Raw genomic sequence first — 15,192 nt, forward strand, 5'->3', positions numbered from 1 at the left:
CCCCGGATAAGGAGTCGACTCCCTCCTCCGGTCCCCTCCCGCCACCAGCCAACAACTGGCCGGCGGCCGAAACCGTGCCGCGTGCGCCGCGGACTGCGGCCCCACCGCCCTCTCCTACCCCGGCGGACGGCAGCACCCACCCGTCGCCGCCCACCCCCAACCCGTCCCCCGCCCCAACGCGGGGTTCGACTATGCGGGGGATCCGGCGACGCCTCACCCCACCCCCGCTGGCGGTTGACGACGCAACCCGACCCCGCCAAACCCCTCCTTCCGCCCCGCCGCCGCAACTCCACACCATCACGTCGGCCACCCCGCCAGGGGGAGCCGCGCTCGCTACACCCCCGCCGCTTACTCCGGCTGGCGGCGCCCCGTTGGGCGCCTGCCCGCCCCCCACTACCCCACCCACTGGCAGCCTGCCTTTGCCGACACCGGCCGTGGCCGCTACCGCCCCGCCCCCCGCAACCGCGGTGCCCGCCTGGTCGATGTCTGCCGGTCCCGGGCAGGCCCCTGCCGCCCCAGCGGCCGGGCCCGGCGTCCCGGACACCCCCAGCACTCCCCCGTGGCTGGAAATAGTGGGTGCCGGGGGGAGCGAATCTCCCGAGGCGGGCGACGATGAGTTTCGGGTGGAAGATGCCGTGTCGCCCTACCGGGGTGCCACCAATCCCTACGGCACCGCGCTGCCGCGAGCATTAGCTGCGGCCCGGCGTAAGAATGTCCTCGTCGTGGGCGCATGCCTGTTAACCCTCGGCGTCGGCATAGGCGGCACCTTGGGCGCATTCTTCTTTAGCGACTCTGGCGATACCACGGCGGCGGCCACCAGCGCCGCCCACTCAACCCAGTCCGCGGGCCCCGGTACCGAAGAAGTCCTCGCAGCTGCCCCCGAGCTGGCAACCCCGCAGGAGACGGCGGATCGACACGACAACCGCACCGCCGTGCAGGACAGCGAGGGTGCCGATGTCCAAGAGACGCAGATCCCCGCCGACGCGTTCCTGCCTGTCGACCCCGCAACGCTCCCCACCCAGGTGCCAGGCCTGGAGTTTGAGGCATCCCCGCCCTACACCTACTGGACAAAGTCCAACGACCCCCTGCTTATCTCCTCACTCGATGCTTCCGCCGCCGAAGTGGCCGCCGCCCGCGATTCTTCGGCCAACGTCGTGGACTTTTCCGGCGGCTTTTGTGGAGAAGTGGCGGGCCTGGCCTCGTGCTACGTCATTCCCGGCAAGGCCCCCGAGCGCTACTACCTCCTGACCGCCAACGGGCGCCTCACCGACGATCTCGTGACGCTCGGGCGTGCCATCGCCGATTACCACTAGCCCTGGGCAGCTGAACTACCGGAGCCGCGGGTGCGCCACCGGTGCCAGCCCGGGCAGGCTGCGCAGCCGCTGTTCGCGCTGCTGCCGCAGCTGCTCGCCCGCCCGCAGACAGCCACCCGCCAGGACGGATTCGTCCATTTCCCGCACCACAATCTCGGGAAGCCGCGGCACGTGTGGGGCGAGACGTCGTTGCAGCCGCGCCGCCCACAGCTCGCTTTGCACCCCCGGCCCAGCCAGACTAAGCACGTGCGGATCGAGCACCAAAAGCAGCTTAATGATGCCGTCGGCGAGAGCGTCTATGGCCTGTGCCATGAGCGCCCGGGCGGCCCGGTCCCCGGCCCGAGCGGCCTGGAAGATATCGCGGGGCGTGCACTGGCGGGCGGCGGCCGCCTGCCGCAGCCTGCGCTCCATCACGTGCCAGGACATGTCCGCCCCAAAGGCCAGCTCACCTGCGGCCCCGTGCGCCCCCTGCCATAGCTGCTGATTGACTATCAGGCCGCAGCCCGGACTTTCGTCAACGTGGATGGCCACCATGCTCAGGTGGGGATCGTCCCGCCCTAGGTCGGCCAACTGCGCGAGGGCAGACAGATTGGCATCATTGTCGAAGTCGACGCTGCAGCCCCACCGTTCCGCCAAGTCATCGGCCACCCGCGAACCCACCAGCTGGGGAAAGACGACGCTTTCCAACACGCGGCCCTGGCGGCAAATCCCCATGGTGGCCACGACCGCGAGGGTCAGCTCGCTGCGGTGGGTCTGCTGCTGTAGGTCTGCCACCAGTTGTTGCAGCACGGCTGCCGCCTGCCGCGGCTCAGCCAGTGGAACCCGACCTTGGGCCAAGGGTCTGCCCGTGGCATCCAGGAGCAGTGCGCTCACCTCTCGCGCCCAGAGCCGGGCCACCAGGCAGGTGGCGGCCTGCGGTGCCAGGCGGTAGGACTCGGCCGGACGCCCGCCAGAACCAGCGGCACTGGGGCGTTGCTGCGCCTCTATCCACCCGAACTCGGTGAAGAGCGTCAGGGCCCCCAGCACGGTGGGGCGTGACAGGTCGGCGGCGTGGGCAAGCTCGGCGATGGTCGCCCAGTGCGCCTCGGCCAGGGCGGCCAGCACGCGCGTGGCCGCGCGCGCGGACGGGGGCGAGGATGGTCGGGCCACGGGCCCACCTTACGACTGTCAGGCAGCGAAAATCAGTTATGGAAATGATATAGACAACTATCCGTAAGTGAGATATATTTCACAAATCCCCAGCAAAGTAGCTGCCTTGAAGGAGGCTTCATGCGCCCGTCTCGCCTCGGCATCGCAGTCGTCGCCACCACCTGCGCTCTGACCGCCTGCACTCCCAGCGCCCCCGATGCCGGGCAGGCGGACGGCGGAGGCCAGATGACCACCTTGAACCTGTGGATGCCGCCGCTCGCCGACGACCAGCAGGACAAGGCCATGTGGAACGAAATCCTGGCTCCCTTCAGCAAGGAACACGGGGTCAAGATCGAGGTCACTATCGTCCCGTGGGACAACTACGAGACGAAATACCTAACGGGGGTGACCTCCGGCAATGGTCCGGATGTGGGGTACATGTACCAAGAGATAATCGGGGACTACACCACGCGGGACCTCCTCGTGCCGCTCGACGACCTCCTCACCGACCAGCAACGCGACAATTTGCTATTCCTCGACCACGGACTGTTTGACGGCAAGCAGTACTCGGTGCCCTTCGTCGTCGGCGCCGCCCGCATCTTCGTCTACAACAAGCAGGCCCTAGCTAAGGCGGGCGTGCAGCCGCCCGCAACCTGGGACGAGTTCCTCGCCACCTGCCAGCCGCTGGCCGCTGCGGGCTACACCCCCTACGCGGCCGGCTGGGGCGACCCCAATAAGGGCAACTTGAACTCCCTGTTCTTCCCCTACGTGTGGCAGGCCGGTGGGCAGCTTTTCTCCCCCGACGGTAAGGAGGTGCTCTTCGACTCCCCGGAGGTGGTGCGGGCCGCGAACTTCGTTAAAGATATGCAGGACGCGGGATGCTTCGGCGCCAACGCCACCGGGGTCGACGGCGCGAGTGCTTCGCAGCTGTTCGTTGACGGCAAGTCGGCCTACACGGTGGCCTCCGAGGTGGATATCCCCAAGTACGCCAACCTCGACTACGGCTTCGCGCTGTCCCTCAAGGACAAGCAACAGGGCACTTTCATCGCCTTGGACTCGCTGGTCATCCTCAAGCAGTGCCAGGATCCGAAACTGTGCGCGGCGCTAGTGGACTTCATGACGCAGGGCCCGCAGATGGAGAAGTTCCACGCCAAGGCGCACTTCCCGCCCATCGGCAAGGACGAAAAGTCGAACTTCTCGCCCGAGGTCTTGCAGTTCTACACCTCCCACGCGGCAGCACTCCGCCCACTGCCGGTGGTGCCGAAGGGTGTTGGGGCCTACGCCGCCCTGTACAAGAACCTTCAGCAGATGCTGAACGGGGAAAAGACCCCGGAGCAGGCAATGCGGGACGCGGCCGCCGAGGGCCGCCAGGTACTGCAATAACCAGTCACGGTGGGCGGGAGACCGCCCAGCGCCAGCATCATGCGCCAGAAATCTTCCTACGCCGGACTGTTCTTCGTCCTGCCCTCGTTCTGCATCCTGCTGCTGATCGCCCTGGCCCCGATCGGTTACTCGGCGTGGCTGTCCCTGACTAACTACGACGGCTTCACGCCGGGGCAGTTCGTCGGCCTCGCCAACTACCGCCAGCTCTTGACCGATCAGTCGCTGCACGCCGCCCTGTGGCACACCGTCGTCTTCACCGTGATTGCGGTGCCCCTGCAAATGACGCTCCCCCTGGTGCTGGCCGAACTATTGGCCCGCACCCGGGACCGCTGGCTGTCCAGCTTCGTGCGCTCGGTGCTCTTCATTCCCGTCATCGCCTCCCTCATCCTGGTGGGCACCATCTGGCAGTTTTTGCTCTCCGCCCAGGGTGGGCTGTTCAACGACACGCTGGCCGCGCTGGGCGTCGGGCCGATCAATTTCTTGGGCCGCCCCACCTTGGCCCTCGTGTGCGTGGCCCTGGTAACGGTGTGGAAAAACATCGGCTATTTCCTGGTCATCTACTACGCGGCCGTGCTGGATGTGCCGCAGCACCTATATGAGGCCGCCATGGTGGACGGTGCCGGGCCGGTGCGGCGTTTCTTTTCCATCACCCTGCCGGGGGTGCGCAACGTGACGTTCCTGGTGCTGGTGCTCTCCACCATCTGGTCCTTCCAGGTCTTTGATTTGGTGTACGCCATGACGGGCGGCGGGCCCGGCGGGGCGACCACCACGATCGTCATGGCAATCTACGAGCTGGCCTTCGCCGGGGGCTACCGCATGGGCTACGCCTCCGCCATTGCGATGCTGCTGCTGGTCATCGTGGTCGGCTGCTCCGCCCTCCAGCGGCTGGCGTTCGGAAGGGAAGACAAATGAGCAAACTCGGCAAGGGGCTGTTGTGGTCCTGCACCGCGGTGTTGTTGCTGCTCGCCGTCCTACCCTTCGGGCTCATGGTGCTTACCGCCTTCCAGCGAACCTCGGTCTTGCGGTTCTCGGCAGGCCAGTTCACCCTCGATAACTTCATCAACCTCTTCACGGTGCAAGAGTTCGGGGTGGCGATACGCAACTCGCTACTGGTCGTGCTCATCGCCTGCGTGCTCAATAATGTGGTGTGCGCGCTGGCTGCCTACGGGTTTGCCAAGCTGGGTTTCCCGGGCCATAACAAGCTGTTCTGGTTCTACGTCGCCACCATGATGGTGCCGGGCCAGGTGACGATGATTCCCCTGTTCATCATCTTCCGTCAGCTCGGCATTCTGGGCACCCCGCTGAGCCTGGCACTGCCCGTGGTGAACGCATTCGGGGTGTTCCTCATCCGGCAGTTCATGCTGTCCATCCCCGACTCGCTGCTGGACGCGGCTCGCATCGATGGGGCCTCCCACTGGCGGGTCTTCACCCACATAATCCTGCCGCTCATTCGGCCGGTGCTGGTGGCCCTCACGGTCTTCACGTTCCTGACCACCTGGAACGACTTCCTCTGGCCGTTGATCGCCATCACCTCGGACAGCAGTCGCACCGTCACCGTGGCCATCTCCCAGCTCAAAGGCTCCTTCAGCACCGAGTTCGGCATGGTGATGGCCGGCACGACGGTGGCCTTCATGGTGCCGTTCATCGTCTACGTGTTTTTACAGCGCAAGTTCGTCCAAGGCATTACTAGTTCCGGTTTCGGAGGGGAATGACATGTGGCAAGTACGTCTCGTTGACGCGGTCACCAAGGTGCTACCAGGCCAGGAGCCACCTGCCCTGACCGCCGCGTTTAGCGGCCTCATCGGGGAGCGTTTGAGCTTCCAGGTGGCGCTACTGCCGCCACCGAGCGCCAACTCCGCCCCCGCCGATACCGTCACCGTGTCCGTCACCGCCGACGATGCCTACGTGCAGCTGTGGCAGGTGGGTCTGGTACCGGTGACGGTGCCGTGCTTCACCGACCACGACCCGGACATGCTGGCCACCCTGCCCACGTTGCTACCCGACCCGCTCTACCCCTCCACGGGGCAGGTGGCGTTCAGCCATGTCGGTTGGCACAGTCTGTGGGTCGATGTTGAACTGGGTCCGGGCACACGCCAGATCGTGGTCACCGTCAGCCAGGGCGCGGAAGTCCTGTTCCGGCACCCGTTGGCGGTGCGCCTGGTGCCGCAGGAGCTCGGGCGCAGCCGGGTGCGGTTCCTCCAGTGGCTGCATGCCGATGCCCTGGCTGACCAGCTGGGTGTCTCCCCCTACTCCCCCGCCCACTGGGCATCGCTACGTTCCTACCTGGAGGCAGCGGCCGACATGGGGGTTACCGGGGTGTTGGCTCCCCTGTGGACCCCGCCGCTGGACACCGCGGAGGGAACCTACCGGACCAACGTGCAGCTGTTGGATTTTCGCCGCGTGGACGGCCGCATCGTCATGGACACGAGCGAGTTGGACCGGTGGCTGGATGAGGTCACCGGGGCTGGCCTGCGGGACATCGAGTGCCCGCACTTGTTTACGCAGTGGGGGGCCCGTGCCACCCCGCAGATCTGGGTCGACGGGCGGCGCGAGTTCGGTTGGGATGTGGCGGCCACCGATCCGCGCTACCGCGAATTCCTGACCGAGGTGTTGCCCCCGTTGCGCGCCCACCTGGAGCGGGCCGTCGGGGCGGAGCACGTGTGGTGGCACGTGTCCGACGAGCCGCACGCCCACAACGTGGGCTCCTACAGCCAGGCCAGTGCGATCGTGCAAGACCTGTTGGCCGGGGCGCAGGTTCTCGACGCCGTCTCGGCTCCTGAGCTTGCCACCCTGGTGCAGACGCCCGTGGTGGCCACCGACGCCGTGCGCCAGTTTTGGCAGGCGGGGCGGCGGGCGGATTGGGTCTACCACTGCGTCGCCCAAAACCGCGCGGTAGCCAACCGTTTCATTGCACAACCTGCCACCCGGCATCGGATCCTGGCTGAGCAGCTATTCCTCAGCGGGGCGCAGGGCTTCCTGCACTGGGGACTGAATTTCTACTACACGGCGCTCGCCCGGCACCGCATCGATCCCTATCAGGACACCTGTGCGGGCGGGGCACTGCCCGGCGGCGACCCCTTCATCCTCTATCCCGGCCTGGACGGGCTGGCCCTGCCGAGCCTCCGCCAGCGCATCCTCGGAGCGGCCTGGCAGGATCTCGCGGTCTTCGAGGCAGCGGAGCGGACAGTGGGACGCGCAGCGGTGGTGGCACTGCTCGGCAGCCGGGCGTACGACGAGAGCCAGACGTCGGCCGTCGAGCTGCTGCGGCGCCGCCACGCGGTCGACGACCTGTTGAGTTGAGCGGGGCCAGTCAGGAAGTCAGTGCCGTGCAGTAGCCTCGCTGCGTGGGAGGGAACACGCATGCTTGATCTGACCAACAGCCTAGTGGTGGGGGTGGCGTCCAGCGCCCTATTCGATCTGACCGAGTCGGATGCGGTCTTTCGCGAGCAGGGAGAGCAGGCGTACCGCGAGTACCAGGCCGCGCACCTGCACGCCCCCCTGCAGCCCGGGGTGGCTTTCCCCTTCCTGCGGCGCTTGTTGGCCCTGAACAGTTTGTCGGCCACCACGCCGCTGGTGGAGGTGATCGTGCTGTCCCGCAACGACCCCGAGACCGGCCTGCGGGTGATGGAGTCGATCAAGCACCACGGCCTGCCCATCACCCGGGCAGTGTTTACACAGGGCCGCAGCCCCTACCCCTTTATGGCGGCCTTCGACATGTCGCTATTTTTGTCGGCTAACCCGGACGACGTGCGGGAGGCCACCCGGCTGGGATTCGCCGCCGGCCAGGTGGTGGGCCCCAGCAGGCAAGATCCGGGCGGCGAGGAGCTGCTGGTGGCTTTTGACTTCGACGGGGTGCTGGCTGACGACGCCTCGGAACGCATCAACCAACGCGAGGGACTGCAAGCGTTCCAGGAGAACGAGGAGCGGCTCGCCGAGGTGGCGATGGAGCGCGGTCGCCTCGCGGACTTCCTGGCGGGCCTGAATCGGATTCAGGCGCTGGAGGAGCAACGTGTGGCCGCCGACGCCGCCTATCAGCGCCGCCTGCGGGTGGCGGTGGTCACCGCTCGCAGCGCCCCCGCCCACACGCGGGTGGTGCGCACCATCCAGAACTGGGGTCTGCATGTCAACGACGCCTTTTTCCTCGGCGGGGTGGAGAAGTCCCGTGTGCTGGAGGTGCTGCAACCCCATATCTTCTTCGACGACCAGCTGCGGCACCTGGAGTTCTCGCCCACCCCGAGCGTGCACGTGCCGTTCGGGGTGATGAACGAGCCCTAGATAGGACTGGGCCCCGGCGTCTGCCGGGGCCCAGGCGGGTGGCTCCTAGTCGATGGTGCGGCGGCGGCGCACCCACAACAGGCTGGCCCCCAGACACAGTCCCGCCCCGGCCACGGCGGGCAGCCAAACGTTGAGGCCGGTCGAGGCCAGGCGCGTCGCGGGCGCGTGGGCGGCGGCGGCCACCGGCAGCGGGCTGGCATATGCCTGTACCGTCGTCACCGCGGCCGGATCGACCGGTTGCTTGCCGGGACTGTGGGTCGGGGCGGGCGCGGCCGGGGCAGCGGAGGCAGCCGACTCCTCTGCCGCAGGGGCCACCGGTTCTGCGGCTTCGTCATCGCCCGGGGCCTGCGGGGCGGCGGGCGCACTGCCCGCTAGGGCCTCGGCATTGCCCTCCGAGCCGGCGGGGGCGGGAGCCTGCGGGGCGGGCGCGGCTGGGGCGGCGGCTTGCTGGCTGACGGTCAACTGGGAGAGGTCAGGGTAGGCCGCGAAGTTCTGGGTGGCGTACCAGGAGTCGTCGGCCGCGTTGTAGGCGATGCCGATACCGATGGCGTTGACTTCTGGGTCGACCATGTTGGCGTAGTGACCGGCCGAGTTCTCCCACTGCAAGTAGAGTTGCGCGCCGACGTCCTCGGCCCCGAAACCGCCCCGCATGGCCACGTTTTCCGAGCCGCGTGTCCAGCCGCCGGGATACATGTCAGCGAAGCCCGGGCGGTGGCTGAGTTCCTGCCGCCCGGCCATCTGCTCGCTCCAATCCTGGGCGATGACGTCCAGCTCCCCCACTCGGGCCACCGGCGCCAGCCCGAGGCTGGCGCGCAACTGGTTGACCCGGTCGAGGATGGTCTGGGCATGGTGGGCCCCTTCCGGACTGACTACCAGCGGGACGCTACCTACCTCCGGGGCGCTCAGCGCGGTCACCGCCGGGGGTGCGGCGTGCGCCAGCGGAGAGGCAACAAGTGAGGCGGCAGCAACCGCGAGAGCAGCAAGCAGGCGCGACGATCGCAACATTCTTCCTTCCCTATACCCGGGACACTGTCTGTGGCCGCCCCCACTCAACCACACCTGGCCGTTAGATGACAGGAATATAACCTTTGGGTTGTCTGGGAATTGTTCGTGCCAGTTCTTAAGGTTTCTGCCAGGCCACCTGTCCGGCCACCAACGTGGCCAGCGGACGGATCTCCGCCAGCTCGGCGGCCGGGCACGTCAGTGGATTGGTGGCCACGAGCACTAGGTCGCCGCGGCTGCCGACACTGACCGGCCCCTGCCCGTCGACACTGGCGGCCAGTGCCTCCTCGACCGTCAGGCGCTGGGAGGGCGACCACACCTGTCCGTCCGGGGTTTGCCGCGTGCTGGCGGTGGCCAGCGCCAGCCACGGATCCAGCGGGGCGACCGGAGCGTCGGAGCCGAACTGCAACAGTCCACCCGCCCCCGCCATGTCCGCGAACGCGTAGGTTCGTTCCTTACGGCCCGGCCAGACGCGGTCCACGGCCAGGTAGTCGTCGCACAGGTGGGCGGGTTGCACCGACAGCTCGACGCCCGCCCGCACCAATTGAGTCAGGGCGCCAGTGGGGGCCAGGGCGTCGGCGGGCAGCAGCTGGGCGTGCTCCAGCCGCCCGGCCGCGCCCGAGGCGGTGAAGGCGGCGGCAACGTCGTTCATGGCCGCGTCCCCGATGGCGTGAATGGCCACCTCGAAGTCGGCCGCCCGGGCGGCGGCCAGCAGCTCGGTGAGGGCAGCGCGGGAGATGTTGGCCACCCCATGCGGGTGCGGGACCTGCAGGTTCGCCGGGTAGGGAGCGCACAGATGTGCTGAGGCGGTGCCCATCGAGCCGTCGGCGATCACCTTCAGCGGGCCCTGCGTGAAGAGGGCCTGACCGTCCCCGCCGACGGGAGAACCCGGCAAAGCCTGGCCGGTGCGCAGACCCTGGGCCACCCAGTGCGGGAATTGCTCCCGGTAGACCGCCACCCGCAGGCGCGGCCAAGGCTGGGCGGGGTGGCGCCGGGCCCGCTCCGGCCAGTCAGTCGGCTGGGCACCCCAGCTCATGTCCACCACCCCGGTCACTCCCTTGGCGAGCAGGGCGTTGATGGTCGGCAGGTAGCCGGACTCCCGCAGGGCGGCAGTGCCGGGAATCACGTCTAGCCGCTCCAGGGCTTTGAACCAGACGTCCTCCTGCAGGGGGCGGCCCGGGTCGGTGGCGTTGGCTGCTGGCAGCCCGAGCAGCCGCAGGGCGGCCGAGCTGACCCAACCGGAGTGGGCGTCGCCGGAGATGAGGACGGTGGGGATGTCGCCGACGACGGCGTCCAATTCGGCGACCGTCGGCACGCGCGGCCAGTTGGCGAGCCGGTGGCCGAACCCCTGAATGGTCTGCGGCTGCCCGACAGGCAGCGCGGCGCGGGCGCCAGCCACCAGCGCCAAGGCCTCCTCAGCGCTGCGGGTGGCCTGGGTGTCCAGGCGGGCCGTGCGTGCGGCCTCCAGATCGAGGTGAGCGTGAGCGTCCCACAGCCCCGGCAACAGCCAGGCGCCGTCGGCGTCCAGCACCTCCTCTCCCGGCGCGGGCGCCAGTGTGGGGTCGATCTGGGTGACACGCCCCTGCGCAACCCGCACCCGCGTCAGCTGCGGGTCTGGGGGCGGCGGGGCGGCCAGACGGCCCGCGACGCGGGCCCGGGCCAGGGCAGGGCGAGCACGGAAGGACACCAGCCGGACATTGTCGAGTAGCACGCCTGCGACCTTACGCCGCCGGGCGGGACAGCGCAGCGCTTTCGTGTCTCCTAGTTGCCGCCGACGGGGCCAGGCTTTGGTGGGCGGGCCCGGCCGCGGCGGGTAGTGGCTTTGCCGGGCGAGCCCCGCCGCGGCGGGTAGCGGGCCTTGGCAGAAGGAGAGCGGCCCGCAGCCGTCGGTGGACACACCTCACCCGGCAGACGCCCTTGGCCGGAGGAGAGCGGCCCGCAGCAAAAGGGGCGCGTGCGTCAGCAGGCGGGCAGGCTATCGCGGCCGCCCATCTGCTCCAGCAGCATGGCTCCGCCCCGGCTGGGACCGAACTCGCACAGCAGCTCGGCGGCATCCTGCCAGAACTCGGTGAAGTCGCCGCGGGCGCTCAGCTCTGCCGCCAGCTCGGCGGCCGCCACCTCGTCCGCGTCGGGCTCGGCGCGAGCGTGGGCCTGCCAGCTGCGGGCGCAGGCCCGCAGCCAGGCCAGGTGGGCACCCGCGTAGCGCGCCAGGCTGGCGTTGGCCACGCGCATTAGTGGCTGCGGGCCGCCCAGCTCAGGCAAGGTGTCGGGGGCAGTGGGGTCGAGCTCCACCACGCAGCCGGGCCGCGACGCGGCCGCGGCGGGGGCCACGTCGGCGTCGGGCCCAATCGTGTCAACCACCGCCAGCAGGCAGTCGCCCACCATGCCAAAGACCCGGCCGCTCACGCTCGGCCCCTGCAGCTCAAGGGCGTCGTCGGGATGGAGACACAGTGCCTGGCCACTGTGGCGGAATTGCGGCACCCACGCCAGCGGCCAGGCCAACAGCTCCTCGACGGTGCGCTCTGTGCGTGGCCGGACGGTCAGGGAACAGCCGCGGGCCGACCACTCGCTCAAGCAGAGATGGGTGAAGGGGTAGTGCAGCATGGTGGTTCCGTTCGCTGGCCGACGGTTCCCTAGGTGAGGATAGCTGGTGGCGGCAGGTCCTTGCGAACCTGCCGCCACCAACGTCAACGAGCTACGGGACGGCGGCCCGCCCGCGCCCCGTGGAGCTAGCTAGTTCGGGAAGATGCTGCCCTCAGGGGAGTCTAGCGCTTCCTGCGGCACCTGCAGGTCGACGGATTCTTCCTTGGAGTCCAGGTCGAAGGTGACACGCATGTCCCCCTTTTCGCCCTGCGTCTCGGCCACCATCTTCAGGTCGGCGCGGAAGTTACGCATCTCGTAGTCGTCCTTGGCAACGGTGAGCACAAACTCCCCGTCGATATCATTAATCTGCGCATCGCCACTGGAGGAGGCGAATTTTTCCCGCATGGCTTCACTACGAGGGACGGCGCGCAGCACGTAGGTGTCCCCCTTTTCTTCCAGGGTCACGTTCTCGGCGTTGTTCAGGTAGAAGTCAACATCAACCTGCGACTGCTGGGAGGCCATATGCTCACTCAGCTTCTCGATGCTGATCTCCTGCTGCTGCCACCTGCCGTCCTGCCCGACATATATCCGCGCCGGTTCCTTCGCCAAGTTCATGTATAGGTCGATCTTGGTCTGCATCTGCCCAGCGCCACCAGCCTGCGGCCCCTTGATCCCTGCATCCATGGCTAACATGGCGAGCTTCGTGTCAGTGTCAACCTGCACAGTCATCTTGCCACCAAGTTCCATTTGGGCACTGGGGGCGTCAATGGCGACATTGAAGTCCCCTTGCACGACCCGGTCGCTGTCCCCCAGGTACGACGGATCGGTTTCGTCCTGCTGGGCAAACTTCGCGACAATCTCGTCGATGATCTGCTGCTGGTCACCGGACACGGGCGTGCTGTCGCCTTCCGACTTGCAGGCGGTCAACATCCCGCCGACTAGTAGTATCGCGCCCCCAATGGCACTGATTTTCCGCAGTTTCATGACTGTGCCTTTCCTGTCAGTCTGAAGATGTAACGAGCCTACCGGGACGGCAGACTTGCCACAGCTGCATGGCTCCCCGCCCCACAAACTCGGGGCGCTCACCCCGGACTCACCTCCTTGCACGCCCCGGACCGCGGGCACATCCCAGCTCGGCTAGTGCGGGAAAATCTCGGCTTCTGGTGCATCCAGCGCCTCCCGCGGCACCTGCAGCTTGACCGATTCGTCCCGAGAATCCATGTCAAGGAAGAACCGCATCTTGCCTTCTTCGCCCTGCATCTCGAACCGCGCCTGTGTGTCGACTCGGTAGCTGCGCATCTCGTAGTCATCCTTGTCGACGACGATCTCGACTTCCCCAGCGATGTCGCTAATCTGCCCGCGCCCGCTGATTTCACTAAATTGTTCCCGGATAGCTTCGCTGCGCGGGTCAACGCGCAAAACGTAGGTGTCTCCCTTTTCCTCCAGTGACACCTTCTCGCCATTTTTCAGGTAGGAACTAATGTCCACCTGTAGCTGCGGGGAGCCCACCATGTCACGGAAATTTTCCAGGTCGAGCTGCTGTTGATGCCATTGCCCGTCCTGCCCCGCGTAGATGCGGGCCGAGTCCTTCTCCAGGTTCAGGTACATGTCAAACTTTGAATCGAAGCCCTCAGCAACACCGTCAGGTTGCGTCTCCCTGGTCCTTACATCCATGGTGAGCAAGGACAGCTTCGCGTCAACATCCACCCGCAAAGTCATCTTGCCAGCAAACGCCGCGCTGTATCCGGCGGATTCCTCGGCTATATCAAAGTCCCCCGTGACCGTCCGATCCTTGGTGCCCAAATATGTTGGGTCAGATTCGTCTTGTTGGACAAACTTGGCGGCTATCTCGTCGATGATCTGCCGCTGCTGCTCACCAGACACGGGCTTGCCGTCGCCTTCCGGCTTGCAGGCGGTCAACATCCCGCCGAGCAGGAGGAGCGCGCTCCCAATGGCACCGATCTTCCGCACCTGCATGACTGCCCCTTTCCGGTCGCCTGACGGATGTCATTGAGCCTACAGCTGTCACGCTGCCCTCTCTTGGCGTGCGGTTGAATGCCCCACAAACTTGGGGCACTCAGCCCGGATTCACCTCTGCATATTCCGTGGTGGTGGGCGGCTGCTGGCGCCCACCACCACCCTGGCACCCCCGTGCCGGGGGACCTCCCATCGGGCCGTATTCATCTCCCGATTAGAAATGCCTGGCACCCCCGTGCCGGGGGACCTCCCTATTGTCTGGCACCACCCTCACGGCGGGCACCGCCTGGTTCCCACGTGCCGGTGGCCCTCCTGCCCGACGGCGTATTGTTGCCCACCCCTATCCTGGCGCCCACAGCAAAGCCCCGCCCCGAGCCGAAGCCCGAGACGGAGCGAGCCAAAGCGAATGCTCAGCCCTCCAGCACTACCTGTTGGGTGGGGAAATTGTGCTTGGCGTTGCGGGCCACTTTCCGCAGTGCCGCAACGTTGGCAACCGCGCCCACGATGCCGGCCAGCACCGGCACCAGCTTGGTGAGCTTAAACAGTCCCTTTTGGGTGAAACGGGCCATCAGCCGGGTAGCGGCCTTGCGCTGCAAAGCCAGCAACATCGTCGTCGGCAGCCCGCGCAGCGCGGCAAACCCCGCGATCCCCGGAGTGTCACTGCCGAGCTTCTCCAGCGCCTGGGAGCCGAACTTACCGAGCAGCGACAGCACGACAGCCGAGCGGACCTCTTCGGAAGCAATGTCATAGCCGCGCAGCTGCGCGATAGCGGCACTCAGGCGGGCAGCCTGCGTAGAGACGACCGCGAGGTCTGCCGTAAGCGAGATCGGCAGGGAGGCGATACCCCCAAAACCGGCTGCCAGCCCGGCCACCCCCACGGAGCGCGAGTGGCTAGCAATGAGGTGCTTGATGGCCGCCTCCACGTCGCCGTCCGCGCGCTGCAGAGCAGCGGCGGCGGTATCCTGAGCGCTTTTCAGCGGACCAGTGCCATCCACCCCCACGTTGACCACCAGGTTGACCAGCTTCGTGCCCGCCTCGTGGAAGCGCCCCTTCCGGAATGCCGACAGTGCCGAGCGTCCTTCACGCAAGACCATAACTTTTCTCCTTCTTTACTCTTGCGCAAGTATTACATGAATCTTGGTGGGGGCGAGACAGTGTGGGCAGCATCCCTACCGCCTCCCCTCCCCCAACCTCTACCACCCGATCTCCCCCGGCCTACAACCCGGCGCGATTCGAGACTCAGGTTCACGATCCGGCGCTCTGGCCTCCCCGGCCTGCAACCCGGCACTGCACCGCTACCCACTGGACAATTGCGTCCTCTAGCAGGCCCACCTCGCAGCGCGGCCCCCAAGGCCTACTTACCTCCCCCTTCTTGTTGAAGGACACCACCCCGCGACACGAGACTGCCCTATCCACAGCTGGGCTGATTTCCTGCACGCTTGGTGTGAGCGGGGTAACTTTGGGGGTATGGATGCGCGGTGTTTGGTGAGGGTGGGAGTGGGTGTGTTGCTGGTGCTGGCTGGGTGTGGTC

At 67.1% G+C, this 15,192-nt stretch carries 13 protein-coding genes; 6 read left to right on the top strand and 7 right to left on the bottom strand.

The features are described 5' to 3' along the window. The first annotated feature begins 434 nt into the window (after window positions 1-434). Window positions 435-1,313 (top strand): hypothetical protein, encoded by an 879-nt coding sequence (locus BSZ40_RS05515; RefSeq protein ID WP_124853087.1) that lies wholly within the window; start codon window positions 435-437, stop codon window positions 1,311-1,313. Window positions 1,314-1,328: 15 nt separating this feature from the next. Here the strand turns inward: BSZ40_RS05515 and BSZ40_RS05520 are convergent, their stop codons facing one another. Further along, complete coding sequence (locus BSZ40_RS05520; protein ID WP_073824105.1) at window positions 1,329-2,462, bottom strand: ROK family transcriptional regulator; 1,134 nt, start codon at window positions 2,460-2,462, stop codon at window positions 1,329-1,331. 120 nt (window positions 2,463-2,582) lie between these two features. Here BSZ40_RS05520 and BSZ40_RS05525 point away from each other — a divergent pair, with 120 nt between their 5' ends. The 5 genes from BSZ40_RS05525 to BSZ40_RS05545 are packed head-to-tail and all read left to right on the top strand — an operon-like array spanning window position 2,583 to window position 8,099. Continuing rightward, window positions 2,583-3,824, top strand: a complete 1,242-nt coding sequence (locus tag BSZ40_RS05525) for an ABC transporter substrate-binding protein (protein WP_073824106.1) — start codon at window positions 2,583-2,585, stop codon at window positions 3,822-3,824. 39 nt (window positions 3,825-3,863) lie between these two features. Beyond that, window positions 3,864-4,736 (top strand): carbohydrate ABC transporter permease, encoded by an 873-nt coding sequence (locus BSZ40_RS05530; RefSeq protein WP_187343208.1) that lies wholly within the window; start codon window positions 3,864-3,866, stop codon window positions 4,734-4,736. Then, window positions 4,733-5,536, top strand: a complete 804-nt coding sequence (locus BSZ40_RS05535) for a carbohydrate ABC transporter permease (RefSeq protein WP_073824108.1) — start codon at window positions 4,733-4,735, stop codon at window positions 5,534-5,536. Before BSZ40_RS05530 ends, BSZ40_RS05535 begins: the two co-directional genes overlap by 4 nt. 1 nt (window position 5,537) lies before the next feature. Continuing rightward, window positions 5,538-7,124, top strand: coding sequence for a DUF4091 domain-containing protein (locus tag BSZ40_RS11560; protein WP_073824109.1), 1,587 nt, complete (start codon window positions 5,538-5,540; stop codon window positions 7,122-7,124). Window positions 7,125-7,184: 60 nt separating this feature from the next. After that, window positions 7,185-8,099, top strand: a complete 915-nt coding sequence (locus BSZ40_RS05545) for a 5'-nucleotidase (RefSeq protein ID WP_073824110.1) — start codon at window positions 7,185-7,187, stop codon at window positions 8,097-8,099. Window positions 8,100-8,144: 45 nt separating this feature from the next. Here BSZ40_RS05545 and BSZ40_RS05550 read toward each other — a convergent pair whose 3' ends face one another. The 6 genes from BSZ40_RS05550 to BSZ40_RS05575 form a co-directional block, all read right to left on the bottom strand. Continuing rightward, window positions 8,145-9,104 carry a CAP domain-containing protein gene (locus tag BSZ40_RS05550; protein ID WP_073824112.1) on the bottom strand — a complete coding sequence of 320 codons (960 nt, stop codon included), beginning with the start codon at window positions 9,102-9,104 and terminating at the stop codon, window positions 8,145-8,147. 115 nt (window positions 9,105-9,219) lie between these two features. Beyond that, complete coding sequence (locus BSZ40_RS05555) at window positions 9,220-10,812, bottom strand: amidohydrolase (protein WP_342741912.1); 1,593 nt, start codon at window positions 10,810-10,812, stop codon at window positions 9,220-9,222. Between the two features lie 248 nt (window positions 10,813-11,060). Then, window positions 11,061-11,705, bottom strand: coding sequence for a hypothetical protein (locus tag BSZ40_RS05560; protein ID WP_073824114.1), 645 nt, complete (start codon window positions 11,703-11,705; stop codon window positions 11,061-11,063). A 129-nt stretch (window positions 11,706-11,834) separates the two neighbouring features. Next, window positions 11,835-12,668 carry a DUF6612 family protein gene (locus BSZ40_RS05565; RefSeq protein WP_073824115.1) on the bottom strand — a complete coding sequence of 278 codons (834 nt, stop codon included), beginning with the start codon at window positions 12,666-12,668 and terminating at the stop codon, window positions 11,835-11,837. 153 nt (window positions 12,669-12,821) lie between these two features. After that, window positions 12,822-13,661 carry a DUF6612 family protein gene (locus tag BSZ40_RS05570; RefSeq protein ID WP_073824117.1) on the bottom strand — a complete coding sequence of 280 codons (840 nt, stop codon included), beginning with the start codon at window positions 13,659-13,661 and terminating at the stop codon, window positions 12,822-12,824. A 410-nt stretch (window positions 13,662-14,071) separates the two neighbouring features. Then, a complete protein-coding gene (locus BSZ40_RS05575) occupies window positions 14,072-14,755 on the bottom strand; it encodes an EcsC family protein (RefSeq protein ID WP_073824118.1) in 684 nt (227 codons plus the stop codon). Between the last annotated feature and the right edge of the window lie 437 nt (window positions 14,756-15,192).

It is taken from the genome of Buchananella hordeovulneris, assembly GCF_001907235.1.
Lineage (GTDB): Bacteria > Actinomycetota > Actinomycetes > Actinomycetales > Actinomycetaceae > Buchananella > Buchananella hordeovulneris.